The sequence below is a fragment of the Acidimicrobium ferrooxidans DSM 10331 genome, from assembly GCF_000023265.1.
Classification (GTDB): Bacteria; Actinomycetota; Acidimicrobiia; order Acidimicrobiales; family Acidimicrobiaceae; genus Acidimicrobium; species Acidimicrobium ferrooxidans.
In genome coordinates, this window is sequence record NC_013124.1 from 744,041 (window position 1) to 770,434 (window position 26,394).

Consider the following 26,394-nt stretch of genomic DNA (forward strand, 5'->3'; position numbering starts at 1 on the left):
GCCGAGAGGCGGCCAAGGTCGGTCGCTAGGCTGCCGGGCGCCCGTCGAGGGTGCATCGCAGGTGAGGAGGAGTGGCATGCGGCTTCTGGTGACCGGTGGAGCGGGATTCATCGGCTCGAACTATGTCCACGAGCGAGTGGCCCGCCACCCAGACGACCGGATCGTCGTGCTCGATGCCTTCACCTATGCCGGCTGTCGTGAGAGCCTCCGCGACGTCGATGACCACATTCGCATCGTCGAAGGCGACATCGGCGACACCGAGCTCGTGAGCTCGCTGCTCGACGAGGAGCGCATCGAGGTGATCGTCAACTTCGCCGCCGAGTCGCACAACTCGCTCGCGATCATCGACCCGGAGCGCTTCTTCCGGACCAACGTGCTCGGCACCGTCGGACTGCTCGAGGCCGCGCGTCGGCACGACGGCTTGGTGCGATTCCATCACGTCTCGACGTGCGAGGTCTACGGCGACCTGGAGCTCGACGAGGAGCGAGCCTTCACCGAAGACGACCCCTACCGGCCCCGCACCCCCTACAACGCGTCCAAGGCCGGCGCCGATCACGCCGTGCGGGCCTACCACCTGACCTACGGCGTGCCGATCACGATCACGAACTGCGCCAACAACTACGGGCCCTACCAGTTCCCCGAGAAGGTGATCCCTTTGTTCGTGACGCGCGCGCTGCGTGATGCTCCCCTGCCGATGTACGCATCGAAGGAGAATCGCCGGGAGTGGATCCACGTGCGCGATCACGCGGCCGCGATCGACCGGGTGCTGGAGGCCGGCACCGTCGGCGAGACCTACCACGTGGGCACCGGCGTCGAGCGCTCGATCGAGCAGATCGCCACTTCGGTCCTCGACCTGCTCGGCAAGCCACGGAGCCTCATCGAGGTGGTGCCCGATCGGCCATCACACGACCGGCGCTACGTGCTGGACTCGACGAAGCTGCGCACCAGCCTCGGTTGGGAGCCGACGGTCGCCTTCGACGAAGGCCTTGCGTCGACCGTTGCGTGGTACGTCGAGCATCCCGAGTGGTGGGAGCCCCTGCTTGGCCGTGCTCCTGTCGTCGAAGGCGAGGCCTGGCGCCGGTGAGCGATCGCATCGTGGTCCTCGGTGCGGGCGGTCAGCTCGGTCGGCGGTTGGTGCGCGCGTTCGAGCGCACCAGCGCCGCGGAGGTCGTCGGTCTCGATCGTCGAGCACTCGACGTCACCGAGCGTGTGGCGGTGCACGGTGCCGTCGACGCACTCCGGCCACGCTGGATCGTGAACGCCGCCGCGATGACGGCCGTCGACGCCTGTGAGCGCGAGGTAGAGCGGGCGGTTCGGCTCAACGCCCTCGCCGTGCGTTGGCTCGTCGAGGCCGCCGAGCGCGCCGGTGCGCGCGTATGTCAGGTGTCGACCGACTACGTCTTCGACGGTACCGCCACGCGTCCTTATACGGAGGCCGACCAGCCGAACCCCATGAGTGTCTACGGCCTCACGAAACTCCAGGGGGAGCGCGAGTTGCGTCCCGGGATCGACAGTTGTGTGCGGACCTCCTGGCTGATGAGTGCCGACGATCGTTGCATGCTCGGGACCATCGACCGCCTTCGCCGAGGACCTGGGCCCTTGCGCTTCGTCGAGGACCAGGTCGGTTCTCCGAGCTTCGCGGACGACGTCGCGCTCGGCATCGTGGAGCTCGTGCGTCGTGAGGTGACCGGCGTCATCCACGTGACGAACGACGGTCAGGCGAGCTGGTACGACGTCGCGAGGGAGGCACTTCGGGCCTTTGGCGACGATCCACACCGAGTCGAGCCGATCCCCACGACGCAACTCGCCGGCAGCTTCGTCGCTCCGCGACCTGCCTTCTCGGTGCTCGCCGGGGTCGTGCGCGCCGCGGTCGGGCTCGAGCCCCTGCGACCGTGGCAGGAGGCGCTCGGAGCTGCGGTCAGCGAGCGTGCTCGTGGATGAGCTCTGGGCGGTCGTGGTCGACTACGGGGGCCACGCCGACGACTCGCTCCTCGATGCGCTGATCGATGCCGGTGCGGCACGCGTGGTCGTCGTCGACAATGCACTCGCTGTGGCGAGCTCGCGCACCGAGCCACGGGGCCAGGGGGTCGTCGAGTTTCGGTCCTACGGCGCCAACCTGGGCTTCGGGGGTGCCGTCAATCGGGTCCTTGCCCGTCGAGGAGCCAGGTGGCTGCTCATCGCCAACCCGGACATCGAGATCGCTCCGTCCGCGCTGCGGACACTCCTCGCGACCGGCGAGCGCTGGTCGCGAGCTGGCATCGTCGCGCCTCGACTCGAAGACCACGCAGGCCAACCCCAGGCGAGCGTCCGAGCGTTCCCGAGCCTCGCGCTCGCGGCGCTGCACGGAGCACTCGGCGTCGTCTGGCCGTCGAATCCGGCGTCACGGCGCTATCGGCGCGAAGTGCCCGATCCGCCGAATGCATACCTGGCGCCGTGGGTCTCGGGCGCCCTGATGCTCGCGCGGTGGGAGGCACTGTCGGCGATCGGTGGGTTCGACGCGAGCTACTTCTTGTACCTCGAGGACGTCGATCTCGCCTGGCGGCTCACGCGGGCCGGTTGGGAGGTCGTCGTCGATCCGACCGTGCGTGTCCGCCACGTCGGGGGTGCCACCACACGCTCCCGACGCGTGGTGGCGGCCCTCTGGCACGCACGTTCCCTGGTTCGCTACGGGCTCGCGCAGGAGGACACGGCCACTGGCGCGGCGTTGGTGCTCTTCGGCGTGCTTGCTCGTTGGGCAGTGGTCGTCGTGGCGTCGCGACGCAGCTCAGCGGACGGATGAGTCGCTAACCTAGTGCCGGTATGCCCAACCCCCAGGAAGGAGCTCGGCGAGTCCAGCGCGCCAAGGCGGCTGGTCGAGGGGCTCACGTACCGCGTGAGATTCCCGTCGGGTTCTACGCTGCCCTCACGATCGTCGCGGTGCTCGGCATCGCTGCCATCGGCTACTCCCGCTACGAGGTCAACCATCCGGTCTCCGCGACGTCGTCGCAGTCGCCGCCTCGCGTCGGCCAGACGTGGTACACCGCACTCGGGATCGAGGTCTGCGGGCACTTCGAGCCGGTGCTCGCCAAGGGTTCAGGTGCTGCGAGCGGCATGACGGCCCTCGGCAACGGGGTCGTCAAGGTCGCGCCGAAGACACCGGCCGAGACCGGCGCTGCGGCGACGCTCGTGCACTTCCTCGACGCGGCGGGCGTGCGCGTCTCGACGTCGAGCGTCGTCCTGCCTGGGCACGCGAGCATCGACGTCGCGAGCGTGTGCGGCCAGCGGCCGGTCGAGGTGCGTACGGCGACGTGGGCATCCCTGCTTGCGACTCGGCCGACGATCCATGCGGGGACAACCGGTGTGCGCATGCTGAGCGGCGAGGTCGTGGCCGTCGCGGTGGTGACCAAGGGCGCGACGATCGCCCAGCCTCCCACGGCCGCCAACCTCGCGAACGTCTAAGGGTCACCCGAGGACACGCAAGAAAGTACGGAGGGCGCGTGCAAGCGATCATCCTTGTCGGCGGGGAGGGGACCCGGCTGCGGCCGCTCACGCTGCATCAACCCAAGCAGATGCTGCGGTTGCTGGGCTTTCCCATGCTCGAGCGCGTCGTCGAGCGTCTCGCCGCGATCGGCGTCGATGAGGTCGTGCTGTCGCTCGGATACCAGCCCGATGCGTTCATCGCGCGCTATCCCGACCACCGCATCGGCACGGTCAAGGTGCGCTACGCGGTCGAGCCGGAGCCGCTCGACACGGCGGGCGCGATTCGCTTCGCCGTGGACAAGGGCAACGTCCACGGCACGTTCTTGGTCGTCAACGGCGATGTGCTCACCGACCTCGACGTCGCCCAGCTCGTCGACTTCCATCTCGATCGAGGCGCACTCGCAACGATCGGCCTCGTGGAGGTCGATGATCCCAGCCGCTTCGGTGTGGTCGTCACCGACGACCGGGGCCGAGCGGTGCGCTTCGTGGAGAAGCCCCCGAGGGATCAGGCGCCCTCGCACGCGATCAACGCTGGCGTCTACGTCATGGAGCCGGCAGCCATCGAGCGCATCGCCGTTGGCGAGCGCGTCTCCGTGGAGCGGAGCCTGTTCCCGCAGCTCGCGAGCGAGGGGACGCTGTGGGGGCTCGCGCAGCGGTGCTACTGGGTTGATGCGGGCACACCGGCGAGCTACCTGCGTGCGGCGCTCGACATCGCAACGGGGCGGCGCGCGGCGAGAGTGCGAGAGGGCGTGCGGTTCCCGGTCGAGAGTCGACCCCCCGGTGGCGAGACGTGTTACCTCGGAGAGGGATCGCAGGTCGCGAGCGACGCCGTCGTGGACGCCGCGATCATCGAGGACGATGTCGTCGTCGGCGACGGGGCCGTCGTGCGATCGTCCATCGTCCTCGAGGGCGCGCGACTCGCACCCGGGGTTCGGGTCGAGCACTCGATCGTCGGAGCCGAGACGGACGTCCCGGAGGCCGTCGAGCTGGTCGATCTCGCGGTGGTCGCGCCGTCCACGGAGCTCGCCCCCGGCCAGCGACTCGCTGGCACCCGATGAGCGAGGCGCCGCCGGTACTCGTCACGGGCGGGGCGGGCTTTCTCGGGTCCTGGGTGGTCGAGCGCTTGTTGGCACGCGGGCTGCGCGTGGACGTCGTCGATGACCTGTCGACGGGGTCGCTCGAGAATCTGCGGCGAGCGCGCGACCGACACGGCGCGCGACTCACGGTCGTCGTCGAGGACGTGACGAGTGCCGCCATCGGGTCGCTGGCGGAGCGGCGGGGCTGGCGCAGCATCGTGCACTTGGCTGCCCGAGCGAGCCTCCGCGCATCCACGCTCGATCCCGTGCGCGACGCCGAGGTCAACGTCCTCGGTACCGTGCGCGTGCTGGAGGCTGCGAAGCGGGCTCGCTCGCGCAAGGTGGTCTTTGCCGCCTCGGCGGCGATCTACGGCGACCAGCGGGCGTTGCCGATTCGCGAGGAGGCGCCGCTTGCGCCGATGTCGTTCTACGGCGCGGGCAAGGTGGCCGGACTCGAGTACCTTCGAGCGGCTCGACACGTCCACGGGACGGCGTCCACGAGCCTCGTCTTCGCCAATCTCTATGGTCCGCGCCAGCGCGCTGAGCTCGGCGCGGTGGTTGCGCGGTTCGTCGACGCACTGCTCGCGGGGCACGCGCCTGTCGTCGTCGGTGACGGCACGCAGACACGGGACTTCGTGTGGGTGGGGGACGCGGCCGATGCGGTGGTCGCCGCGCTCGATCGGGCCGATGGGGAGATGATCAACGTCGCCACCGGCCTCGAGACCTCGATCGCGGGCCTCGCACGACTGCTCGTCGAGGTCGCCGGGATCGACGGGCTCCACCCGGTGCACCAGGGACGCCAGTCGGTGGGGGAGGTGCACCGCAACGCGCTCGACCCCTCCCGCGCGGCGCACCTGCTCGGCTGGCGACCATCGGTCCGACTCGCCGATGGCCTCGCGCGCACCTGGGCGGCTGCGCTGGAGGCGCGGCGAATCCGCGAGGCGGCGCCGAGGTCCTGAGCAGCGCTGATCGAGCTCAGTGGTCCTCGCGGCGGGCGCCGAGCTCTCGATCTGCCCCTTCGCAGCGCGGTCTTGACCTCGTCTGGCTGCTCAGAAGCCCACGGCTCGCCGCGGTGCTCTTCGAGGTCGGCGCGCCCGGCGTGGGCGTCAGCGAAAGAGGTCTCGAGCGCTGTCGCGCACGATGGCGCGGGCGGACGACTCGGCGAGCCAGGCGGGGTCGATGCCTCGCACGACGCTGAAGGGCGTGCCGGCAGCCTTCGTCGCGACGAGATTCGCCGCCGCTGCGATCTCGTCGGCGATGCAGACCTCGGTCACGCGCAAGGTTGCGCCGGTCCAGTCGGCGGTGCCACGCAGGTCGAGGATTGCCCGAACCCCCGCCACCCCGATGGCGACGTCGGTGACCCCCTCGCGCCACGCTCGACCGAAGGTGTCGGTGACGATGACACCGACGTGGAGGTTCCATGCAAAGCGCAGGCGATCGCGAATCCGACGCGCCGAGCGATCCGGATCCTCCGGGAGCAGCACGAGCGCATGTGCGGGGGCGTTCGAACGGTCGATACCGGCGTTCGCGCAGACGAAGCCGTGGTGGGTCTCCACGATGCGCGTGGTGCCACGCACGCGCAGCACCCTGCGCGTCTCGGCAGCGAGTGCGGCCTCGAACGCCTCGTCGAGATGCTCGGGGTCGCTCTGGATCACGCGACCTTCGGCCTTGGAGACGGCCTTTTGCGACACGCAGACGACGTCGCCGTCTGCGAGCTCGCCGGTCGCGCCCAGGAGATCGCCAAGGTTGTCCCCGGCGCAGATCTCGCGATCGATGGGGATCGACCAGATCGTGAGCCGTCTCATCGGTCAGAACCCACCACTTGGACGAGCCGATCCACGAGGTCGGCGCTTCGGTCGGGGTCGGCGATCATCGTGTCCATCACCACGGCCCGCACGCCATGGCGTTCGACGTCGCCAGCCAGTGCGCCATCGCGGTGGTCGACGACGAGGGTGCCGGCGTACGGTGCGTAGAGCTGGGCCACGCTCGTTGCGCTCGGTTCGAGGCCGAAGTCGGCCATGATGGAGGCTGCAGGGCCCTTGATGGCCTGGCCTCCCACGATCGGGCTGATCGCGACCGTTCGATCCCGTGCGTCGCGCACGAGGTCGCCGAGGTCGCCGAGTTCGAGGATCGGAAAGACCGAGAGGAACGGGTTCGAGGGCGCGATGATCACGAGATCGGCCTCGGCGATCGCGGTCCGTGCATCGGGATGGGGACGCGCGGTTGCGATGCCGTCGTAGCGGATGCGTTCGACGTGGGGTTGGTGTCGCATGGCCACGAAGTACTCCTGGAATCCCACCTCGGCGACCCCGTCGTCGGTCCGTACCGTGAGCATCGTCGCCACCTCGTCGTCGCTCATGGGTACGAGGTCGATGTCGATCCCCAGTCGGCGCACGACGTCGCGGGTGATGGATCGGAGGCCCTCGCCTCGACGGAGCCGGTCGGTTCGGTAGAGGTGGAGGCCGATGTCGCGGTCGCCGAGCGTGAACCACGTCGGTCCCCCGAGCCGTCGCAGCATGGTGAGCGCCGAGAAGGTCTCGGGAGCGATCCCCCAGCCGGTGTGGGGGTTCACGAGGCCGCTCAGTGTGTAGGTGATCGTGTCGAGGTCGGGGCAGACGCGCACGCCGGCGATCCATGTGTCGTCACCGGTGTTGACGACCGCGGTGGTCGCGGGAGCGAGCTTGCGTCGGGTGACGCCAGCGAGGAGGCGAGCCGCGCCGACCCCGCCCGAGAGGACACAGATGCGCGGGTTTGGAGTCACGGCCACGAGGCTACCGGTCGAGGTGTGACCCGATCGGCCCAGAGCCTCCTCGGTAGACTGCGCCCGTGCTGCGCGTGAGCCTCGACGTCTTGCCCCTGGTGGGCGCGAGGACGGGCGTCGGAGAGTTCGTCTGGCACCTCGCGAACGCGCTTCTCGAGGCCGGCGTCGACGTCTCGGGCTGGGGTGTGACGTGGCGAGGCCGCGACCGGCTCCGAGCGGCCGTGCCCGCCGAGCTCCGTGTGCACGACGCTCGTCTGCCTGCTCGTCCGCTCTGGGCGGCGTGGGCACGGTGGCGATGGCCGTCGATCGATCGCGTGTTCGCCGACGTCGACGTCGTCCACGCGACCAACTTCACGCTGCCGCCGCTGCGTGAGCGCCCGAGCGTCGTGACGGTCCATGACCTCACCGTCGTGCACCATCCGAACTGGTGTGATCGCGCGACGCTCGTCTATCCCAAGCTGGTCGCGGCTGCAGTGCGCGAGGGCTCGTTCGTCCACACCCCATCGGAGGCGGTCGCTCGCGAAGTCAGGGCGTGGTTGGGTCTCGACGCCGATCGGGTGGTCGCGGTGCCCCATGGCGCCCCCGGGGCGCCGGTTGCCCCGCCCGCGGCGCCAGCGAGGATCGCGCGGCTCGCCGGGCGCCGCTACGTCCTCGCGCTCGGAACCCTCGAGCCCCGCAAAGGTATCGACGTGCTCATCGAGGCGTTCGCGCACGTCGCCGAGCACGAGCGCGACCTCGAGCTCGTGCTGGCTGGACAGTGGGGGTGGGGGGTCGACGCCATCACCTCGGCGCTGGTGGCCAGTCCGGTGCGCGCACGGATCCGGGTGCTCGGCTACGTCGATCCCATCGAGCGAGCCTGGCTGCTCACCAACGCCGCCATGCTCGCCTACCCGAGTCGCTACGAGGGGTTCGGACTGCCGCCCCTCGAAGCGATGGCGGCCGGCGTCCCGGTCGTCGCCAGCGACGTGCCCGCGGTACGCGAGGTGGTCGGCTCGGCGGCGGTGCTCGCTCCCGTCGGTGATGCGGCGGCGCTCGCAGCGTCGATCGGCCGCGCGCTCGTCGACGCGGACCGTCTGCGCGCACTCGGCCCGAGCCGAGCGGCGCAGTTCACCTGGGAGCGCACGGCGCGCGCCATGATCGAGCTCTACGAGCGGGTCGCGGCGACGTGAGGGTCGACATCGTCGTCGAGCAGCTCGCCCGTCCGGCCCCCGGGGGGATCGGTGTGTGGGTTCGCGAAGTCACCCCACGGCTCGCCCGACGTCACGCCGTGCGTCTGGTCGCGTCGCGCTCGGCGCGCCTCGACGGTGTAGTCGAGGGGGCCACGACGGTTCGACGGATGCCGTTGCCCGAGCCGATCGCACAGCGTGCGTGGGATGCGGGGCTCTGGGGGGCAGATCCGTCCGCCGATGTGGGGCTCTGGCTGTCGTTCGGAGGGCCGCCGATCGCGCGACGACCGCCCTCGGTGGTGGTGGTCCACGACGTGATCTTCCTCGAGCATCCAGAGCTCTACACGAGGCGAGGGGCTCGCTGGCACGTGGCCCAACTCGAGGCGGCGCTCGCCCGTGCGACGCGGTTGGTCGCGGTCGATCCCACCGTGGCCGATCGGCTGGTCGCGCTCGGGGCACGAGATCGGGTCCGCGTCGTCGCTCCCGGGGCCGACCACCTTCCTCCGGCCGATGCAGAGGGCGCGCGGGCCGTGCTGGCGCGAGCCGGGGTCGAGCGCCCCTACCTGCTCGTGGTCGGTACGCTCGAGCCGAGGAAGAACCTGGGTCGCCTCGTCGAGGCGTACCAGGCCTATCGCGCGCGATCGTTCGACCCCGTCGACCTCGTCGTCGTCGGCCCGGCTGGCTGGGGCGACGACGCTCGGCGCGGTCCCGGGGTGCACGTGCTCGGCACGGTGGCGGCGCCGATCCTGGCGGGTCTGCTCGTGCAGGCGAGAGCGCTGGCCTACGTCTCGCTGGTGGAGGGGTTCGGCCTCCCGGTCGTCGAGGCACTGCACGCCGCGGTGCCCGTGGTGGTGTCGACGACCGTGCCGGCCGCGCGTTTCGGCGGCGTTGGCGTGGATCCCTACGACGTCCGGTCGATCACGGATGGTCTCGCCGCGGTGCTCGACGACGAACGGGCGCGCTCGCGGCTCGTGAGCGAGGGCTTGCTCGCCGTCGAGCAGCTCAGGTGGGACCGTACGGCCGACGCGCTCGCCGACGTGCTCGAGGAGGTCGCCGATGGCTGAGATCGTCATCGATGCAACCAGCATCCCTGCGGAACTGACGGGCGCGGGTCGCTACGCGGTCGGGCTGTGCCGTGCGCTCGCCGCGCTCGAGGGGCGTCCGGACATCGAGGTCTTCACGACCGGTGCGGCGCGACCCCACTTCGTCAGCGACGCCCCCGGCTGGGCGGTGTCGACGGCAGCCCCGCGCCACAGGGTGGCGCGCCTCGCCGCCCAGGAACTGCTCGTCGGCCGGCGTGCACGCCGCCACGGAGCCCGCGTCATCCACGGGCTGCACTACCAGCTCCCGAGGGCACGTGGGGTCGGCCTCGTCGTCACCGTGCACGATCTCACGCTCATCGAGCATCCGGAGTGGCACGATCGCGCGAAGGTCCTCTACTTTCGCGGCGCCATTCGCTCGGCACTGCGACGTGCGCACGCCATCATCGTGCCCTCGGAAGCCACTCGCGAGGGTCTTCGAGCACGGTTCGACCCGCGCGTTCCGGTCCACGTGGTCCACCACGGCGTCGAGGGCGTTCCTCGACTCGACCATCGCCTTGCCCGCCCCGGTCGACGCAGCCTCCTCGTCCTCGGAACCCTCGAGCCGCGCAAGAACTTGGTGCGCATCCTCAGGGCTTTCGATGCGATCGCCGAGGAGGAGCCCGACGTCATCCTTCGCTTCGTCGGCAAGCGAGGCTGGGGCCTCGGCGAGTTCGACGCGACGCTCGCTGGCCTTCGCCATCGTCGTCGCGTCGAGGTGCTCGGCTTCGTCTCGGACGAGGCGCTCGCAGGCTACCTCTCGGAGGCGGCTGCGCTCGTGTACCCATCGCTCGAGGAGGGCTTCGGTCTGCCCGTGCTCGAGGCACTCGCCGCGGGGCTTGCGGTCGTGACGTCGAAGGACTCGGTCATGGAGGAGGTGGCGGGTGGGTTCGCCACCCTGGTCGACCCCACCGATGTCGGCTCCATCGCCCACGGCATGCGCCAGGCGCTCGACGAGGCACGTCCGACGGAACGGATCGAGGCGCAGATCGCCTGGGCTCGGAGCTTCACCTGGGAGCGCGCGGCCGAGACGACCCTCGCGGTCTATCGGGAGGTCGCCGGGCTCTAGCCTCCTCACGCATGCGCGCGCTCGTCACCGGGTCACGGGGATTCGTCGGGACGTGGCTGCGGGCACACCTCGGGGCCGCCGGCGACGAGGTCGTCGAGCTGCCGGCCGATCTCGACGTCACGGATCGAGCCGCGATCGGTGCGTGGATGCGAACCCACGGCGCCGCGATCGAAGCCTGCTATCACCTCGCGGCGCAGGCGAGCGTCGCCAGGTCCTTCGAGGATCCAGGCCACACCTGGCTCACCAACGCGCTCGGCACGCAGTTCCTGGTCGAGGCCCTGTCCGAGGCGGCGCCGGCCGCGACGCTGCTCGTCGTGTCCTCGTCCGAGGTCTACGGTGCACCGGCGCCCGATGAGCTCCCGGTCGACGAGGACGCGCCACTGCGGCCGACCTCACCGTATGCCGCGTCCAAGGTCGGTGCCGAGGCCGCGGGGCTGGAGGGAGCCTGGGGCCGTGGGCTTCGGGTCGTGATCGCTCGACCGTTCAACCACATCGGGCCCGGTCAGTCCGAGGCGTTCGTGATCCCGAGTCTTGTGGGTCGGGTCGTCGAGGCGCACCGCAACGGAGAGCGCGTGATCCGTGTCGGCAACCTCGCGGCTCGTCGGGACTTTTCCGACGTGCGCGACGTGGTCGCGGCCTATCGAGCCTTGGTCGTCGATGGGCACGATCGCGGCGTCTACAACGTCTGTTCGGGCCAGGCGTACTCGATCCGGGAGGTGCTCGAACTCATCGTGCGAGCAGCCGATGCGTCACTCGAGGTGGTGGTCGATCCCGCACTGCTCCGGCCCGTGGACGTGCCCGTGATCGTGGGGAATCCGGCGCGCCTCGTCGCACACACTGGGGTGCGCTTTCACCACTCGCTCGAGGCGACGATCGAAGAGCTGGTCACGAGCGCACTTCGCGGACCAACGGCGACGGGAGGGTTCGTCGATCGCTAGCGTGGAGGCCTCATGTCTACCGCTCCACGGGTCGCGGTCGTCGTCACGGCGTTCCGTCCTGGTCGCTACGTCGACGAGTGTCTCGCAGCCCTTGCGCATCAGAGCTACCCAGATCTCGACATCACGGTGGTCGACGGCGCCGGTGACGATCGTGAATTGCGCGACGCCGTGGCCATGGCGGCACCCAGGGCGCGCATCGTCGATGGAGGAAGCTGTGGGGGGTACGGAGCCTGCGCGAACGCGGGGGCGCGGGTGCACCCCGACACACCGTTCCTCGTCTTCGTCCATGACGACGCCGTGCTCGCGCACAACGCCATCGCGTCCATGGTCGAGGTGGCCTATGCCGCCAACGCCGGCATCGTGACGCCGAAGCTGGTCGCCTTCGACGATCCACGCAGTCTGGTGACGGTCGGGTGGGATCTCGACCCGTTCTTCAACCCGACCGCTCGGGTGGAGGCGGGCGAGCTCGACCAGGGTCAGCTCGACGAAGTCGTGGACGTGGACGCCGCACCGGGTGCTGCAATGTTGGTTCGTCGTGACCTCTTCGACGCCCTCGGTGGCTTCGACGAGGTCTTCGGCCTCATCGGGGAAGACGTCGACCTGAGCGTGCGCGCTCGACTCGCTGGTGCTCGCGTCGTCACCGCTCCGCACGCCCGCGTCCGACATCGAGGGGTGCGCATGGAGCGGCTGCGACGCGCGCGCCGACGCCGCCAGGTCGGCGCCCAGGTCCTCGAGGAGCGCGTCGGTCTGCAAGATGCCGAGCGGGTCTGGCGCAGGCGCCGCGCCTCGCGCATCATGATGTCGAGCCTGTACGACGGCCCGATCCGCTTGGTGCTGCTCCTCCTGTTTGCCACGGAGCGCATCGGCGAGCTGGTCTGGAGGGCCCTCGCGGGTTCGCCGTCGGCGGGTGTCGCGGGACTGCGGGCGCTCGTGCTGTCGCGCGACGACCGCGTGGCGCTCCGGCGTCGTCGTCATGGCATCGGCGAGCGCGCTCGGTCGCATCGCGTCGTCGCGACGCGCACCTGGACACCGGGGGAGCGTCTCGTGGCCGTCGGGGCCCAAGCAGGTACTCTCTCACCTGGGCCCACGGATGCGCCCCCCAAGCGGCTCGCACGGTGGGTGCCGCGCTCGGGCTCGGCTCGCTGGTTGCTCCTCGTCGCGATGGTGATTGGCCTCGTCTCAGCGCGAGGTGCGCTGACGGCCTCCTCGCCCGGGGGGAGCCTCCTGGGTGGAGTGAGCGGCCTCGCGTTGCTCGATGCCTGGGTCCACGCTCGGGCCGTTCCGGCGGTCCTCGGGGCCGGCGTGGCGCCGGTGGGGACCGCGTTCATCGGGCTCGTGTCGCTGGTGTTCGGCGGTGACGTCGGACTCACCGTGCGATTGGCGGTACTCGTCGGCGCACTCGTGGCGCCCGTCGCGGTGGCTCGGCTCGCTCGGCGCGAGTTCGACGACGTGCGCTCCAGTGCGCTCGCGCTCGTGTGGTCGCTCGGTCCGGCCTTGGCACTCGGCATCGCCAGGTCCTCTCTGTCGCTCGTCGCTGCGTCGGCGCTCGCACCGGTGCTCGTCGGCGCCACGCTCGCTGCCACCCAAGGACAGCGTCTCAGTCCGCGTCGCGCCAAGCGTGCCCAGCGGCGGCTCGGGCTGGTTGCGGCCGTCGCGCTGGCGTTCGCGCCAGAGCTCGTCGCGGTGTGGCTGGTGGTCATCGCTGCCGAGGCGCTGTGGTGGGCCCGTGCGGCAGACGCCTACCGACTCCGGCGTCTCGGGCGCGCGCTCGGCATCGCGGGCCTCATGGCGATCGGCATCAACCTGCCCTGGCTCGCGGCCCTCGTCCTGTGGCATCCTGGGGTCGCTGTCGTGGCCCACGGCGTGCCGGGAGCGCGAGTGCAGTCGCTCGGGGCGCACCTGTTCGGCGGAGGCTACCTCGCTGGCCCAGCACCGTGGCTGTACGTGGCGCTCGGTGCGATCGCCCTCGCTGCGGGCGTCGAGCGCAGCGAACGAGCCAGACTCGCGGTGGCTCGGGCCGTCACGGGTCTTGCCCTCAGTGGCGTCGGGGCGCTGGCGATGCTCGGTGGCCTTGGCTCGACGCCGATCCAGCCGGCCTACTTCGACGTGCTCGGTGGCCTCTTGATCGTGCTGGCGGTGCCGACTGGTGTCAGCGCGGCCCAGGCGTGGCTGCGCCGCAGACGCCTCGGACTCTGGCATCTCGTGGGGGTGGTTGCGGCGCTCCTCGTCGCCATCCTCGGCCTTGGTTCGGCGCTGTCGGCGCTCATCGCGCCGGCGGAGCCGATCGCGCTGCCGACCGCCAACCTCGCGCTCGCTGGCGGGTTCTTCGCCCGTCCGGTGCCGACGTTGTGGATCGAGGTCGGGCCCGGCGGACCTGTTGGTGGCGCAGCGGTCGCCGCCAACGTGACCGTTGCGGTCACCACGGGTGCGGAGCCGAGCTTCCTCGGCCAGTTCGGTCCGCCGGTGACGGAGGGGTATCGGCGCATCGTGCCCTCGATTCTCGATGCGCTCTCTGGTCACACGGTGCAACTCGGCGCGGTCCTGCGAAGGCTCGGCCTTGGTGAGGTCGTGGTGCTGGACGCATCGCAGTCTCCGCTCGCCAGTGCAGTCACGCTCGGCGTCGAGCGCCAGGTCGACCTGCGTCAGCTCCTCGGAACCTCGTCGATGACTATCGCGGCGACGACGGGGGTGCCTCGGCCGGTCGCCGCGGCGGCAACACCGCCGTGGTTCGTGGTGAGCGAGCTCATCGCAGCGGGGGTGCTCGTCTGGTCGGCAGCGAGCGTGTTCGGGATCGAGGAGCGGATGGTGAGGCGGCCTCGGCTGCGCATGCCTGCTGCCCCCACGACCAGGGTCGAGGTGCTCCAGTGACGCGCTGGTCGCGCACCCCGACGATCGGGGTGCTCGGCGTCGTCGTGGTCGTCGCGGCGACGGTCGCGGCAGGACTCGCGCCGGCACGGCCGCGCCCAGCGGTGTTCGCGCTTCCCGGGCACCGCTCACTGAGCGGTGCGACCGTGCTCGGGGCACTCACTCAGCCAGCGGTCGTGGCCGGTGCGTCCTCGGAGGCCTGGTACTGCGTCGCCCCACCGTTGCTGCCGCTCGCGGCGTCCACGATCGCGCTGGCCAACCTCGGTGCGAGGGCACGCCACGTGGAACTCGTGCCCACGGCCAGCGGTGCTCGCCCGATCGCCGTCGTGCCCCTCGCGGCGGGCGCGATGACGTCTCGGCCCGTGGGTGTGCGTGGGTTCTCGATCGTCGAGGGACCTGGGGGCGTCGCGGCGACGGTGGTGAGTCACGAGAGCGCGGGCGTCCAGAGCGAGCCGTGCCAGAGCACTGCGAGCGATGCGTGGACCGTCCTTGGTTTCGACACCGGCGCGGGCGATCGCGCCGTGGTGCGCATCGCCAACCCGTTCCAGACGACTGCGGTCGTCAACGTCGATCCGATCGGACCGTCGGGTACCACGGTGGTCGCGTCGACGCAGGGGATCGTCATCCAGCCTGGCCAGACGGTGAACGTGGACGTAGCCAAGCTCGAGCCGGGCATGACGGACGCAGGGGTCGTCGTCGGCGCGAAGAACGGGCGCGTCGTCGTGGTCGGAGCGACGCGGCCCAATGGCGCGATCGCGCCGATCGTGCTCGATCCGCAGGCGACGCAGGGGCGATCGCTCGTCGCGCCGTGGGTGCCGGTGGTCGGCCTGCGCAACCTCTCGGTAGTGCTGGCCAATCCGAGCTCGAGCGTGGTGCGAGCCTCGGTGCGGGTCGTCGGCCTTCGTGGGACCGCCGGATCGACGGCTTCGGTCGCGGACGGACATGGCGTGAGCGAACGGGTCGTCGTGCCGAGCGGCGCCACGGTGGTGGTCCCGCTCACCGCCGAGGCCCTCGCGGAGCCGTCGGCCGGGGTGCAGCTCAGCGTCCACACGAGCGGCGGTGCTGTGAGCGGGGTCGTGGACATCGAGCGCCGCGGTGTCCTCGACGGGCGCAGTGTGATCTCCCTCGAGCAGGTTGCTTCTCGCGGGTGGTTCCTCACGTGCCCATCGAGTGCGGCGATGTCGGCGCTCGCCTTCGACGAGGTTGGAGCGAGCGCCCAGCTCACCATCGCCGCCCACACCGCTGCGAGCGGTGCGCGATCCTTCGAGACGAACCTGCTCCACGCGGGCGTCATCGGTCTTGGCGGCGTTCGGGGCGTCGCCTGGTACGACGTGAGCGCCACCGAGCCGGTTGCCCTCTGGCCGGTCGCTTCGTCGACCGGCTGTGCGGTGCTCGGTGTGGTCGGTCCGCTCGATTAGTCGAACCTGGTCCAGGCCTCGGCCCAGAGGCGCTCGTAGCCGACACGTGCGACCAGCTCGATCGCGTCGGTCGGTCGGCTGGGCTCGGCTCCACCCTCGAGCAGGATGCGCGCCATCGCCGTGGGTATGGGATAGTCACCGGGGGTCTCGGCGATACGAGCCAGCCCATCCGGGGGTGCCTGGGAGTTCGGTCCGAGCGGTCCCCAGGCTCCCCAGGCGCGCAGCACCACGACGAGGAGCGCTGCGGGACCAAGGGTCCGATTGACCACCTGCTCGGTGGCACGGCCCGGGGGGCCAGCGATCCAGCTCGCCCCGAGGTAGTCGGCAGCGACGAGCCGTACCGGGCCGAAGGTCGTCGTGAGGTGTGCCGCCATGGCGTCGAGGGACGGACCATCCTCCCAATCGAGCACCCCGTCGACGAGGGACGCTCGAGGCTCGAGCGCGCGCGCGACGGCCAGCAGGCGCTCGGGGTCGAGGATGCGGCGTCGTAGGATCATGCGTCGGCCCGATCCTGGGTGGTCGGCAAGCCGAGGCGCCACAGGAGCTCGCGCTCTGTCGAGACGAGGGCGAGCGGTGTCGCCGTGAGCGGAGCCTCGAGGATGCGAGGGACGAGCGGCGCCTCGGCTTGCCCGGCGACGATCGGAGCGACCGTCAGCGAGAGTTCGTCGATGAGACGGCGTTCGAGGAGGGTCGCAAGGACGGTCGGGCCGCCCTCGACGAGGAGGTGGCCAGGGGCGCTCGGCTCGACGCCACAGGCACCGAAGAGGTCGGCGCGCGTGCGGATCTTGTCGAGGTCGACGGCGCGAGCTGCGAAGTCAGGCGCCGTGGCGCGGGTGGCGATGCAGATCGGGACCTCGGTGCCCCCGATGCCGAGGCGCGCTCGCAGCGACCGGAGCTCCTCGTTGCGCACCAGCGCGGGTCCATAGCCCTCGTCGCGAGCCGTGGCAGACCCTACAAGGATGGCTTGGGCCGTGGCTCGCAGGAATGCGAGGGCCGAACGATCGGCCTCGCTCCCGAGGCCACCGGAGCGGCCGTCGATGGTGGCTCGCCCGTCGAGCGAGGCGATCACCACCGCAATGACACGGCAGGTCCCTGGCGCAAAGTGGCGGCCGAGGAGCGTGGTCGGGATCCGTCCGGTCGGCCAGTGCTCGGTCTTCACGATCTCACGCTAGCCGGCTAGGCTCGGTTCGTCGTGGAGCTGTTCCTCGGGCGCCCGGCCCCACCAGCGACGTCGACAGCGTTGATCGACGAACTCGTGGTGCCGCGCGCGCTGGTCGGGGCGACGTTCGACAACTACGAGCCGACCGACGCCTCCCAGGTGCGTGCGAGAGACGCCGTGCGTGCCTGGGTGAGCGCGATCGAGGCCCCCCGCCCCCGGCGTCCGTGGAGACGGCGCCATGGGCGGAGGGCACCGATGGGGATCTACCTCGACGGTCCCTTCGGCGTGGGCAAGACCCATCTTGCGGCGGCTGCGGTGGCGGCTCTCGGCGATCGTGCACGGTTCAGTGCGTTCGGTGACTTGACCGCAATGGTGGGTGTGCTCGGCCTCGAGCGGGTGGTCTCGCTGCTCGCGGCCTCTCGCGTGCTCGTGATCGACGAGTTCGAGCTCGACGATCCCGGCGACACCGTGATGATCGCCAGGCTGATCGGTGAGCTCTTCGAGCGGGGCACAGCGGTGCTCGCCACGTCGAATACGCTCCCCGAGCGGCTCGGTGAGGGGCGCTTCGGTGCTGATGACTTTCGGCGCGAGATCGGCCAGCTGGAGGCTCGGTTCGAGGTGGTGACCCTTCGTGGCACCGACTGGCGTCAGCGCCGCTTCGACGCGCTGGTCTTCGATCGGCCCCTCGTGCCGACGCGACTGCGTGACGACCTCGAGCACCGGCGGGGAACGGAGCTCGTCCGGGAACTCGTTCGGGTGCACCCGGTTCGCTATCGCGGCGCGATTCGCGGGCACCCCGGGTGGGTCATCGAGGGACCGGTACCGCTCGATGACCAAGATAGCGCGCTGCGCCTGGTCGCCTTCGTGGATCGAGCCTGGGAGGAAGACGTGGCGGTCGTGCTGCGCGACCAGCCGCTGGCGACCTTGTTCCGTGAGAGCTGGCTCACCGGGGGGTTCCGTCAGCGCTACGGCAGGGCCCTCTCACGTCTCGTGGCGCTCAGCGACCGTGGCGGTCCGCAGCGGCAGGCTGAACCTGGCCATGGTGCCCCCGGTTGGTCGGCGCTCGAGACGGAACGCGCCGCCGAGTTCGTGGGCACGGGCGCTGAGATTGGCGAGACCGTGCCCGAGGGTGGCCCCGTCGGAGTCGAATCCGACGCCGTCGTCGTCGACCTCGAGGGTCACCGTCCGCGCATCGACGGCGATGCGTAGGTCGACGCGCTGGGCTTGGGCGTGCTTGACGGCGTTCGTCAGGAGTTCTCGTACCGCGGCGACGAGGTGTGGCCGGAGCGAGGCGGCGACCGCGAAGTCGACGGGGCCATCGAAGGCCACGCTCCGTCGCATGCCGGTCGCGGCGGTCAGGCGCTCGACGAGGTCGAGCACCTCGCCGCGCAGTGACGTTCGGCGGGCCTGTTCGAGGTCGAAGATGGTGGTGCGGAGACCCTGGATGGTCGCGTCGAGGTCGTCCATGGCGTTGCCGAGGAGTTCGAGGGCGTGGGGCGCCTCGATCTCTCGGAGCGCCGCTTGGATGGTGAGGCCCACGCCGAAGAGCCGCTGGATCACGTCGTCGTGCAGGTCGCGTGCGATGCGGAGCCGGTCCGTCGTCACTTCGGTCGCCGCGAGCTCGTCGCGCAGCGCGAGGCTCTCGATGACGGCGGCGAGGGCGGTGGCGAGCGCCTCGAGGACGGCGGCGTCGACGAGGTCGAATGGGCCGCCGTCCGCGCGGTCGGCGACATAGACCGTGCCGTAGATGGCGTCACGAACGCTGATCGGTGCGCCGAGGAAGGACCGCATCGCAGGGTGGGACTCGGGGAACCCGACGCTGCGAGGGTGCGTGGCGATGTTGGCGATCGCAACGACGTGATCACGTGCGAGTCCGAGGAGCCCCTTGCCCTCGGGAAGGGAGGCGATCTGGTCTGCGGTGGCGGGGTCCATGCCGGAGGTGACGAAGCGAGCAAGACGGTCGGGGCGATCTCGCTGCCACACACCGATGGCTCCGTAACGGGCGTTCGTCAGCCCTCGCGCGGCCTGGGCACCGAGGTCGAGGAGTTCATCGAGGTCGTGGGCTCGAACCAAGGCGATGACCTGATCGAAGAGCGGCCGGAGCCGTCGCGCCGGAATTGCCTGAGGCACCTCGACTAGCCTAGCGATGGCGCTCAGACGGTCTCGGACGTCGCGTCGAGTTGGAGGGCGGTGCCATGATCTTGCTGGAAGAGACCCCGATCGAAGCCGAGGTACCCGAGATCGGCTCGGGCGCCTGGCGGGGGGTGCGGCTCCTGCGTCGCCACTGCCCGGTCTTCGGCACCGGCACGCGCCTGATCGAGGGCGCCAAACTGACCGGCACGGGGTCCGATCTCGCACCGCTCGTGGCCGAAGGGGGGTTCTGCCCTTTCTGTGCCGATGTCATCGAGGAGGCGACGGCTCCGTTCCCGACCGAGATCGCCGTGACGGGACGCATCCGTCAAGGCACGGCGTGGGTGGTGCCCAACGTGCTCGCGTACTCGGCGGTGTCCGCCGTTGGCGTCTATGACCCCGGGCGCCACGTGCTCGAGCTCGCCGATTTCGACGAGGACCTCCTCTTCGACGCCTTTGGTGCCATGCTCGAGCACGCCCGAGCCGTTCGTCGCCTGAGACCCGAGCTCGTCTGGTCGTCGATCTCGGCGAACTACCTGCCGCCCTCGGGGTCATCGTTGCTGCATCCGCACCTCCAGAGTTCACACGATCCGGTGCCGCTTGCGGCCCAAGCGATCCTCGAGGCGAGGAGCGAGGCGCACTGGGCGTCGTTTGGTCGAGGGTTGCTCGACGAACTCGTGGAGCTCGAGCGCAGCGCGAGCGCACGCTTCGTTGCCCAGACCGGTCCCTGGTCGTGGATCACGCCCTTTGCTCCAAGCGGCTTCTACGAGGTCTGGGGCGTGCACGAGCGCCTGGGCGATCTCGTCGCGCTCGACGACCACGACCGCCGACAGCTCGCAGGCGCGATGGCCGCCGTCCTCGCCAGCTATCGCGCCAAGGGTCTGTCGAGCTTCAACTACCAGCTGCTCGGGGCCGGCCCGCGTGGGGGCGAGTTCGACGTTCGTGTGCTCGTGCGGATGGTGGCGCGTACCCCGGCGGCCCCCTGGTACCGTAGCGACGTCACCTACTTCGAGAAGCTTGGTTTCGAGGCGATGATCGATCACACGCCCGAGGCGTTCGCCGCGGAGCTACGTCAGACGTTCGGCACGGGGCTCTAACGACGGGGCTCAAGTCAGAGCCCTGAGACGTCCGATACCTGCTTCGTTCAGGCGGTGTGGCCTCAGGAGGCATGGATGCGGACGCTGGCACAGAAGTTGCTCATCGCGATCGTGACGCTCGCGATCGTCGTCGGGATTGGTGGCGCCATGACGGTCGACCAGGCGCTCGCCTCGCGGACTCAAGCACGCGTCTACGCGGCCGACCAGGCGCGGCTCGAGGTGTTGTCGCAGACCATCACCTCTGACTTCTACGCCTGGGACGATCAGATGAACATGTACGTCCTCACGGCGCTCGCGACGCCAGGACAGCACAGCCTGATCGCTCAGACGTACCAGCAGGCAGCCCAAGCCGGCGCCCAGCTCGACCATGACCTCGGCGTCGCTGCGTCGCTCCCGGCGACGCCCGCGATCCGAGCTGACCTCGCACGGGTCGCACGCGATGCACGGGCCTATGGCGGGTATGCGCGAGAGGTGCACGCGGCGGTCCTAGCCGGGGCGACGAGTCGAGCCGCCTACATCCAGACGGTGGGCAACCTCGCGCCGTCCAACGACATCATGGTCGCGCTCTCGAACCTCGGCCGCGACGCACGGATCGACGCATCGGGCGCACTGGCCAACGTACGCGCCAAGGCAGCCTCGGCGGCGACCTGGACCGCCATCAGCTTGGCACTGCTGATCGTGCTGCTCGTCGCGCTCGTCGTCGGGATGCGCCGTTACGTTCTCGGACCACTGCGTGCGCTCGGCGCGTCGCTGTGGGCGCTTGCCGAGGGGTCGACGACGGTCGAGCGGCTCGATGAGTCGCGGGCGGACGAATTCGGTGAGATCGCAAGAGCCTTCAACCAGTTCCGGGGAAGGCTCCTCACGCTGGTGGACCGCGTGGCCGCTTCCGTCGGGACGTTGCTCGAGAGCGCCCGCGAACTCACCGAGGTGGCCCAAGGCCTGAGCGATGGCGCACGCGAGACCGCGGACCAGACCGCCAACACGGTCCACGCCGCCCGGGACGTCAACGAGCACATTCAGGCGGTCAGCGTCGCAGCCGAGCAGATGCGCGTCGCCATCAGTGAGATCGCGCGTTCGGCGGCCGATGCGGCGGGGGTGGCCGCTGGTGCGGTTGACGTCGCAGGCGCGACCCAGGGGCGTGTGCAGGCCCTCGGCGAGTCGTCCGCCGAGATCGGTGAGGTGATCGCGACGATCAACGGGATCGCGGAGCAGACCAACCTGCTCGCGCTCAACGCGGCGATCGAGGCGGCACGCGCCGGCGAGGCTGGGAAGGGATTCGCGGTCGTCGCGAGCGAAGTCAAGGAGCTCGCGCGCAATACCGCTCGAGCGACCGAAGACATCGGAGCCAAGTTGGAGGCGATCCGCTCCGAGAGTCTGGCGGCCGTCGAGGCCATCGGTCGGATCAGCGAGGTGATCGCGACGATCAACGACCTGCAGTCCTCGATCGCTTCCGCGGTCGAGGAGCAGTCGGTCACGACGAACGAGATCAGTCGGGTGGTCGAGCTCGCGACCCGCTCGACGGGGGATATCACGCGCGCGATGGAAGACGTCTCCGACAGTTCGCGCCGCGCGGTCGACTCGGTCGACAGCGCAGGCACGGTCCTCGCCCAGCTCGTCGAGCTCGCGAATTCACTCGGAGAGCTCGTCGGGGTCGCGGCGACACGGAGCCGCGGCAGCGATGGTGCCGCACGGTTCGGCCTCGCGCGTCACGACGCCGATCGTAGCGAGTCGTTCAGCGCGGTATCGTCGTGAACTTGAGCTCGTTGATCTCGGGGTGATCGTCGAAGGTCCCGAGGACGTGGTCGAGCGTCCGGCGGGCAAGCGCACCGTCGCCATTGGGGCGGGTCATCAGGCGTACGAACGCAGCTCGGCCGTCATCGAGGATGACGGTGGGCACGCCGAAGACGCGAAAGCGCTCGACGGCATCGTGGTGTGCTTCGCCGAGGGCGCGGATCGCGCGAGGTTCTTCGGCGGCCGCGAGCACGCTGGGCCCATCGAGCCCGCTGGCGGTGAGCACGTCGGCGAGGACCTCGCGATCGGCGAGGTCTCGCGCTTCGTCGTGGCGGGCTGCGAAGAGCGCCCGGTGGACGCGCGCGAAGGCTTCAGGGTGGCGATCGCGAACGACCACGCCCGCGCTGAGCGCGAGCAGCTGGTCGCGCTTGGACTCGTCCGCGAAGACGCTCGTGCCACCTTCGGGGACATGGACCTCGAGGAGCGAGAAGGGAACGAAGTCGACGTTCCACGACGCTCCAGCCTCGAGGGCCGCGAGCACGTGCTCATGGAAGTTGCGGGCGAATGGGCACCGATAGTCCCACGTGACGGCGAAGTGCATGGCGTACCTCCTTCGACCAGGCTAACGGCTGCGGGGAGAACGCGTGCAGATGCAATTACATGCCGGGGCTCGGTGCCCTGAGCGCGCGGAGGAGCTCGACGTCGCCGCCGTAGTGCAGGAGCTCCGGTGCGTCGGCCAGGGGGATCCAGGTGACCTGGTCGACCTCGACGCCGTCGGGGCGAAGCTGGCACGGGGCCGGCGCGAGCATGAGGAACCACGTCACGACCTTGATGCGTCCGTCCGCGAGGCGATAGCGCGCGACGCCGACCGGCGCGATCGGGACCGCATCGACGCCGGTCTCCTCCGCGACCTCGCGCAGCGCACAGGCGAGGATGGGTTCGTCATCGATGGCCTTGCCCTTCGGGAGTGACCAATCGTCGTAGCGAGGGCGGTGGACGGCGATGACGGTGTCGTCGGATCCGATCACGATGCCGCCTCCGGCACGCACCAGCCCGGCACGGACCGGCTCAGCCACGCCGACGCCCTCGACGAGCGTCGCCGGGCTCGAGGTGCTCGATCAGTCGGCGGGCGAACGTGCCGTAGGCCAGCCCGACCGCGATGCCGCCGAGCACGTCGGAGGTGTGGTGGATCCGGACGTAGATGCGCGACAGCGCGACCGCACCAGCGAGCGGCAGCAGTGAGCGCCGCTGCGCAGGCGTGCGGCCAAGCAGCATGGCGGCGGCGAAGGCAGCCGAGGCATGACCGCTCGGGAAGCTCGAGGTGCGCGGATAGCGGAGTCCGAGTGGGTGGGGATGATCGCGATCGATCGGGCGATCGCGGTGGAAGACGCTCTTGACGACGCCGTTCACGAGTACGGACTCGAGTCCGAGTGCGGCGATGGTCAGAAGCGCCCGACGACGAGAGCGCGCAGAGAGCGCCTGCACGCCCGCGATGAGCATCCACAAGATCGAGTGATCCGCGAGTGCCGTCAGCGTGTAGAACGTCACGTCGACGATCCGGTGGCCGCGGAGGGCGTCGATCCTGCGGTCGATCGCGGTGTCGAAGGTGTGCAGTGGGCCTGCCGCGGTGCTGGCGCTCATCGGGCGGCTCCCATCGCCGGGCACACGTCACGGTGTGGGCAGCTCCCGCAGAGCCGTGAGGGGCGGGGCGGAAAGTCCTCGCGGTCGCAGGCCCGCTCGATCGCGTGCCAGAGCGCGCGAAGGCGTGTGGCGACCCCGCGGAGCATCTGTGCGCTCGGTGCGCGTTCGATCACGCTGCCGTCGCCGAGGTAGACGAGGCGAACGAGACGGGGTACGCGGCCGAAGAGCACCGACACCAGCAGGGCGTAGGTGAGGACACCGCCGAGCCGCGCGTCTTGATGGGACGGTGGGGGGGTCCGCCCGGTCTTGTAGTCGACGACCACGAGGTCGCCCTCGTCGTCGAGGTCCAGGCGATCGATGACCCCGCGAACGTGGACGCCCTCGATGGTGGCCTCGAGACGCAGTTCGGTGCCGATTGCCCGAACGCGCGCGGGATCTTCGAGGTCAAGGATGGTGCGCGAGAGGGTGGTGATGGAGCGGTACAGTGCAGCGCGTTCTCGGTCGTCGAGCTCGGCCACATAGGCACCGAGCTCGTCGTCACAGGCGGCGGCACGGACCGCGGTGTCCACCGCTTCGTTGAGCGCAGCTTCGGATCGACGGTCCGGCTCTCGTCGATAGAAGTCCTCCAGGGCCGCGTGAACCAAGGTCCCGACCGCGAGCGGGCGGGTCGGTGGGGTTCGCACGCCGTCGATCACACTGCGCCGAAAGGCAAAGGGGCAGTCGCTGAACGCCGTAGCCTTGGTCGGGGTCAGGGTCGCTGGCGGCGCGAGAGGCATGGCCCAAGGTTACCGAGGCGGCTCGAGCGGTGCCGTCGAGAGCCACGAGCGAACGACGCTTGCGACGGCGTCGGGATGCTCGAAGGGGCCGAAGTGGCCGACGCCGTCGACGATCGCGCAGCTCGCGGACGGCGCGCGTTGGGCAACGAGTGCGAGGTCCTCGGCCGTCATGGTCGTCGAGGCGGCGCCCGCGAGGATGAGCATCGGTGCGCTGATGGTGGCGACGAGGTCGAGCGCCCCGGTCGTGATGCCACCGCGATACATCGCGGCTTCGGCAGCAGGGGCGAAGCGGAGGCGAACGCCCGCGTCGTCGCTGACGAGGCACGTGTCGAGGTAGGCCTCGAGCACGCGTGGGTCGAACGAGGCCATCGGCGGCTTGGCGCCGAGCCGTTCGCGTGCTGCTTCGCGGCTCACAAAGGAGGCTCGCCGACGCAGCGCGCCGTCGGCGAGCGCGTTGGCCTCGGCCAGCTGGCGTGCGTTCGTCGGGTCGATCAGGATCGGCTCAAAGGCCACCAGTGCCCGAGCGGGCACGGAGGCGCGTGAGAGTGCCATGATGGCAGCGGTCGCGCCCAGGGAGTGGCCGAGGATCACCGGGGCGTCCGCGAACCGCCCGAGTGCGTCGGCGACGGCTCGTGCAAAGACGTTCCAGTCCGTGGCATCCCCCGGGGGTGGGTCGGAGTCGGCACCTCCGTGACCAGGGAGATCCAGTCCGAATGCCAAGCCACCGAGCGCTTCGGCGAGTGGTGCGTAGCAGGCGGCGCTGAAACCGCCCGCGTGGACGATCAAGGTCGAGATGGCCCTGGCGCTCGCCGAGATCGGTCGATGCAGCAGGACGAGGTTGGGCGCTGGCAGTTCACTGCTCCTTCTCAGGGACTTTCGGTGCGACGTCCACCACGTTACGGCTACCATCGCGGATGTGACCCACCTGATCGACTCGCTGGTGTCTCGCGATGGCTTGATCGCCATCGTCGTTCTCATGACGCTCGAGTCTGCGCTGATCCCGGTGCCCTCGGAGCTCGTGATGTCGCTTGCCGGCTTCTTTGCCTACGAGGGGCATCTCAGCCTCGTCGGCGCGATGGTGGCGGGCGTCGTCGGCAACGTGGTTGGTTCCGTCGTGCTGTGGGTCATCGGCCGTACCGGTGGGCGCGCTCTCGTCGAGCGCTTCGGGCGCTACGTTCTCCTCAAGCCTCGAGACCTCGATCGCGCGGAGCGTTGGTTCGCCAAGCACGGCGAGTCGGCAGTGATCGTCTCGCGACTGCTGCCGGTGGTCCGATCGGTGATTTCCTTGCCTGCGGGAGTGGCAGAGATGCGGGTGGGGCGTTTCACGCTGTTCACGCTGATCGGTTCGATCCCGTTCGTCGTGGCGCTCACGCTTGCCGGCTATTTCCTCGGGAGCAGCTACGAGACGATCGTGCGCATCGTCCAGGACTTTGGCTACCTCGCTGCCGTCGCGATCGTGCTCGCCGTGGTCGCCTTCGTGGTGGCACGGGCGAGGGCTCGACGCCGTGGGGCCGAGGCGGCCTGACCCGAGCGAGGTCTAGACTCTCGCGTGCGCGGGAAGTGGCGCAGCTTGGTAGCGCACCTGCTTTGGGAGCAGGGGGTCGCGGGTTCAAGTCCCGCCTTCCCGACGGCCACAGCCACGCGGGTGTAGCTCAATGGTAGAGCTCCAGCCTTCCAAGCTGGTGGTGCGGGTTCGATTCCCGTCACCCGCTCCGCATCGGCGCTTCTGGGCGCACGACCCGACGGTCGTGCGCAGGGGGCGCGGGCACGATCGAGGCGGTCGCGTTGTCGCTCGTTCGGACGGATTCGCGAGCCTCGCGCGTGCCGACACCCTCGGGTCGTGGCGGGTGCCGAAGAACGTCAGCGGTGCGCCGGCATGAGCGCACGCAAGGACTCGTCGTGGCTCTGGTGACTCGCGGCTGGCCGTCGCCATGCCTGATACCTGGTAGGGTATAAGGAGCGGACATGGGACGTGACCGGTCTGAAGTCGAGTTGCTGGGTCGGATTTCGTTCATGCCGTTTCGTATTG

General features: G+C 70.1%; 25 protein-coding genes, 2 tRNA genes and 1 pseudogene. 18 read left to right on the forward strand and 10 right to left on the reverse strand.

All coding sequences use genetic code 11. The features are described from left to right. Positions 1-76 precede the first annotated feature (76 nt). From rfbB to AFER_RS03795, 6 genes are read left to right on the forward strand one after another with little or no spacing between them, the layout of a single operon-like run. Positions 77-1,084, forward strand: a complete 1,008-nt coding sequence (rfbB, locus tag AFER_RS03775; protein ID WP_015798173.1) for a dTDP-glucose 4,6-dehydratase — start codon at positions 77-79, stop codon at positions 1,082-1,084. Next, on the forward strand, positions 1,081-1,941 hold the full coding sequence (rfbD, locus tag AFER_RS03780; RefSeq protein WP_015798174.1) for a dTDP-4-dehydrorhamnose reductase: 861 nt from the start codon (positions 1,081-1,083) through the stop codon (positions 1,939-1,941). Before rfbB ends, rfbD begins: the two co-directional genes overlap by 4 nt. Beyond that, complete coding sequence (locus AFER_RS03785) at positions 1,934-2,779, forward strand: glycosyltransferase (RefSeq protein ID WP_015798175.1); 846 nt, start codon at positions 1,934-1,936, stop codon at positions 2,777-2,779. The genes rfbD and AFER_RS03785 overlap by 8 nt, the downstream gene beginning before the upstream one ends. Before the next feature lie 20 nt (positions 2,780-2,799). Then, positions 2,800-3,438 (forward strand): hypothetical protein, encoded by a 639-nt coding sequence (locus AFER_RS12290; RefSeq protein ID WP_015798176.1) that lies wholly within the window; start codon positions 2,800-2,802, stop codon positions 3,436-3,438. Between the two features lie 38 nt (positions 3,439-3,476). Further along, the gene (locus AFER_RS03790; protein WP_015798177.1) at positions 3,477-4,517 is read left to right on the forward strand and encodes a nucleotidyltransferase family protein; all 1,041 of its coding nucleotides are present in this window, start codon (positions 3,477-3,479) and stop codon (positions 4,515-4,517) included. Continuing rightward, on the forward strand, positions 4,514-5,494 hold the full coding sequence (locus tag AFER_RS03795) for a GDP-mannose 4,6-dehydratase (RefSeq protein WP_015798178.1): 981 nt from the start codon (positions 4,514-4,516) through the stop codon (positions 5,492-5,494). Before AFER_RS03790 ends, AFER_RS03795 begins: the two co-directional genes overlap by 4 nt. 147 nt (positions 5,495-5,641) lie before the next feature. On the opposite strand, the gene cofE is transcribed toward AFER_RS03795, so the two are convergent. Together cofE and cofD are read right to left on the reverse strand one after the other, a co-directional pair. Continuing rightward, positions 5,642-6,340: a coenzyme F420-0:L-glutamate ligase gene (gene cofE / locus AFER_RS03800; protein ID WP_015798179.1), complete on the reverse strand. Its 699-nt coding sequence runs from the start codon at positions 6,338-6,340 to the stop codon at positions 5,642-5,644. Beyond that, positions 6,337-7,296, reverse strand: coding sequence for a 2-phospho-L-lactate transferase (cofD, locus tag AFER_RS03805; protein ID WP_041662554.1), 960 nt, complete (start codon positions 7,294-7,296; stop codon positions 6,337-6,339). Before cofD ends, cofE begins: the two co-directional genes overlap by 4 nt. A gap of 65 nt (positions 7,297-7,361) precedes the next feature. Here cofD and AFER_RS03810 point away from each other — a divergent pair, with 65 nt between their 5' ends. From AFER_RS03810 to AFER_RS03835, 6 genes are read left to right on the forward strand one after another with little or no spacing between them, the layout of a single operon-like run. Continuing rightward, positions 7,362-8,465, forward strand: a complete 1,104-nt coding sequence (locus tag AFER_RS03810) for a glycosyltransferase family 4 protein (protein WP_015798181.1) — start codon at positions 7,362-7,364, stop codon at positions 8,463-8,465. After that, positions 8,462-9,526, forward strand: a complete 1,065-nt coding sequence (locus AFER_RS03815) for a glycosyltransferase family 4 protein (protein ID WP_015798182.1) — start codon at positions 8,462-8,464, stop codon at positions 9,524-9,526. The genes AFER_RS03810 and AFER_RS03815 overlap by 4 nt, the downstream gene beginning before the upstream one ends. Continuing rightward, positions 9,519-10,610 (forward strand): glycosyltransferase family 4 protein, encoded by a 1,092-nt coding sequence (locus tag AFER_RS03820; protein ID WP_015798183.1) that lies wholly within the window; start codon positions 9,519-9,521, stop codon positions 10,608-10,610. Before AFER_RS03815 ends, AFER_RS03820 begins: the two co-directional genes overlap by 8 nt. An 11-nt stretch (positions 10,611-10,621) precedes the next feature. Continuing rightward, positions 10,622-11,548, forward strand: coding sequence for a GDP-mannose 4,6-dehydratase (locus AFER_RS03825; RefSeq protein ID WP_015798184.1), 927 nt, complete (start codon positions 10,622-10,624; stop codon positions 11,546-11,548). 12 nt (positions 11,549-11,560) lie between these two features. Continuing rightward, positions 11,561-14,416 carry a glycosyltransferase family 2 protein gene (locus AFER_RS03830; RefSeq protein WP_015798185.1) on the forward strand — a complete coding sequence of 952 codons (2,856 nt, stop codon included), beginning with the start codon at positions 11,561-11,563 and terminating at the stop codon, positions 14,414-14,416. Next, entirely contained in the window at positions 14,413-15,831 is a 1,419-nt protein-coding gene (locus tag AFER_RS03835) for a DUF5719 family protein (RefSeq protein ID WP_015798186.1), read from the forward strand. The genes AFER_RS03830 and AFER_RS03835 overlap by 4 nt, the downstream gene beginning before the upstream one ends. Here AFER_RS03835 and AFER_RS03840 read toward each other — a convergent pair. Both AFER_RS03840 and AFER_RS03845 read right to left on the reverse strand, forming a co-directional pair. Next, the gene (locus tag AFER_RS03840) at positions 15,828-16,328 is read right to left on the reverse strand and encodes a hypothetical protein (RefSeq protein WP_015798187.1); all 501 of its coding nucleotides are present in this window, start codon (positions 16,326-16,328) and stop codon (positions 15,828-15,830) included. The two genes, AFER_RS03835 and AFER_RS03840, sit on opposite strands and share 4 nt — an antisense overlap. After that, positions 16,325-16,990, reverse strand: coding sequence for a dihydrofolate reductase family protein (locus AFER_RS03845; protein WP_015798188.1), 666 nt, complete (start codon positions 16,988-16,990; stop codon positions 16,325-16,327). Before AFER_RS03845 ends, AFER_RS03840 begins: the two co-directional genes overlap by 4 nt. A gap of 99 nt (positions 16,991-17,089) precedes the next feature. On the opposite strand from AFER_RS03845, the pseudogene zapE reads away from it, so the two are divergent. After that, positions 17,090-17,932: pseudogene (gene zapE, locus AFER_RS12560) on the forward strand (cell division protein ZapE); the annotation flags it as partial. 39 nt (positions 17,933-17,971) lie between these two features. Here the strand turns inward: zapE and AFER_RS12565 are convergent. After that, positions 17,972-19,120 (reverse strand): GAF domain-containing sensor histidine kinase, encoded by a 1,149-nt coding sequence (locus AFER_RS12565; RefSeq protein ID WP_171788948.1) that lies wholly within the window; start codon positions 19,118-19,120, stop codon positions 17,972-17,974. Positions 19,121-19,185: 65 nt separating this feature from the next. Between AFER_RS12565 and AFER_RS12570 the strand changes: the two genes are divergently transcribed. Both AFER_RS12570 and AFER_RS10865 read left to right on the forward strand, forming a co-directional pair. Beyond that, a complete protein-coding gene (locus tag AFER_RS12570; RefSeq protein WP_015798189.1) occupies positions 19,186-20,217 on the forward strand; it encodes a hypothetical protein in 1,032 nt (343 codons plus the stop codon). Positions 20,218-20,292: 75 nt separating this feature from the next. Continuing rightward, positions 20,293-21,969 carry a methyl-accepting chemotaxis protein gene (locus tag AFER_RS10865; RefSeq protein WP_015798190.1) on the forward strand — a complete coding sequence of 559 codons (1,677 nt, stop codon included), beginning with the start codon at positions 20,293-20,295 and terminating at the stop codon, positions 21,967-21,969. On the opposite strand, the gene AFER_RS03870 is transcribed toward AFER_RS10865, so the two are convergent. From AFER_RS03870 to AFER_RS03890, 5 genes are read right to left on the reverse strand one after another with little or no spacing between them, the layout of a single operon-like run. After that, positions 21,950-22,549: a DsbA family protein gene (locus AFER_RS03870; protein WP_015798191.1), complete on the reverse strand. Its 600-nt coding sequence runs from the start codon at positions 22,547-22,549 to the stop codon at positions 21,950-21,952. The genes AFER_RS10865 and AFER_RS03870 overlap by 20 nt on opposite strands. Positions 22,550-22,604: 55 nt before the next feature. Beyond that, complete coding sequence (locus AFER_RS03875; protein ID WP_015798192.1) at positions 22,605-23,024, reverse strand: NUDIX hydrolase; 420 nt, start codon at positions 23,022-23,024, stop codon at positions 22,605-22,607. Next, on the reverse strand, positions 23,017-23,589 hold the full coding sequence (locus tag AFER_RS03880) for a phosphatase PAP2 family protein (protein ID WP_015798193.1): 573 nt from the start codon (positions 23,587-23,589) through the stop codon (positions 23,017-23,019). Before AFER_RS03880 ends, AFER_RS03875 begins: the two co-directional genes overlap by 8 nt. Further along, entirely contained in the window at positions 23,586-24,365 is a 780-nt protein-coding gene (locus AFER_RS03885; protein ID WP_015798194.1) for a RecB family exonuclease, read from the reverse strand. Before AFER_RS03885 ends, AFER_RS03880 begins: the two co-directional genes overlap by 4 nt. Before the next feature lie 9 nt (positions 24,366-24,374). After that, positions 24,375-25,274: an alpha/beta fold hydrolase gene (locus AFER_RS03890; protein WP_015798195.1), complete on the reverse strand. Its 900-nt coding sequence runs from the start codon at positions 25,272-25,274 to the stop codon at positions 24,375-24,377. A 7-nt stretch (positions 25,275-25,281) separates the two neighbouring features. Between AFER_RS03890 and AFER_RS03895 the strand changes: the two genes are divergently transcribed. From AFER_RS03895 to AFER_RS03905, 3 genes are all read left to right on the forward strand, one after another. After that, complete coding sequence (locus tag AFER_RS03895; RefSeq protein WP_015798196.1) at positions 25,282-25,890, forward strand: DedA family protein; 609 nt, start codon at positions 25,282-25,284, stop codon at positions 25,888-25,890. A 29-nt stretch (positions 25,891-25,919) separates the two neighbouring features. After that, positions 25,920-25,993 (forward strand) — tRNA-Pro (locus AFER_RS03900). Positions 25,994-26,006: 13 nt separating this feature from the next. Beyond that, positions 26,007-26,077: transfer RNA gene (locus AFER_RS03905), tRNA-Gly, on the forward strand. Positions 26,078-26,394 lie beyond the last annotated feature (317 nt).

Bases quoted from the DNA above. Each gene is read 5' to 3' on its own strand.
- AFER_RS03840 (WP_015798187.1), bottom strand. From the start codon at position 16,328: ATGATCCTACGACGCCGCATCCTCGACCCCGAGCGCCTGCTGGCCGTC.
- AFER_RS03890 (WP_015798195.1), bottom strand. From the start codon at position 25,274: ATGGTAGCCGTAACGTGGTGGACGTCGCACCGAAAGTCCCTGAGAAGG.
- cofE (WP_015798179.1), bottom strand. From the start codon at position 6,340: ATGAGACGGCTCACGATCTGGTCGATCCCCATCGATCGCGAGATCTGC.
- AFER_RS03820 (WP_015798183.1), top strand. From the start codon at position 9,519: ATGGCTGAGATCGTCATCGATGCAACCAGCATCCCTGCGGAACTGACG.
- AFER_RS03880 (WP_015798193.1), bottom strand. From the start codon at position 23,589: ATGAGCGCCAGCACCGCGGCAGGCCCACTGCACACCTTCGACACCGCG.
- AFER_RS03825 (WP_015798184.1), top strand. From the start codon at position 10,622: ATGCGCGCGCTCGTCACCGGGTCACGGGGATTCGTCGGGACGTGGCTG.
- AFER_RS03885 (WP_015798194.1), bottom strand. From the start codon at position 24,365: ATGCCTCTCGCGCCGCCAGCGACCCTGACCCCGACCAAGGCTACGGCG.
- AFER_RS12290 (WP_015798176.1), top strand. From the start codon at position 2,800: ATGCCCAACCCCCAGGAAGGAGCTCGGCGAGTCCAGCGCGCCAAGGCG.
- AFER_RS03795 (WP_015798178.1), top strand. From the start codon at position 4,514: ATGAGCGAGGCGCCGCCGGTACTCGTCACGGGCGGGGCGGGCTTTCTC.
- AFER_RS03870 (WP_015798191.1), bottom strand. From the start codon at position 22,549: ATGCACTTCGCCGTCACGTGGGACTATCGGTGCCCATTCGCCCGCAAC.
- AFER_RS10865 (WP_015798190.1), top strand. From the start codon at position 20,293: ATGCGGACGCTGGCACAGAAGTTGCTCATCGCGATCGTGACGCTCGCG.
- AFER_RS03830 (WP_015798185.1), top strand. From the start codon at position 11,561: ATGTCTACCGCTCCACGGGTCGCGGTCGTCGTCACGGCGTTCCGTCCT.
- rfbB (WP_015798173.1), top strand. From the start codon at position 77: ATGCGGCTTCTGGTGACCGGTGGAGCGGGATTCATCGGCTCGAACTAT.
- AFER_RS12570 (WP_015798189.1), top strand. From the start codon at position 19,186: ATGATCTTGCTGGAAGAGACCCCGATCGAAGCCGAGGTACCCGAGATC.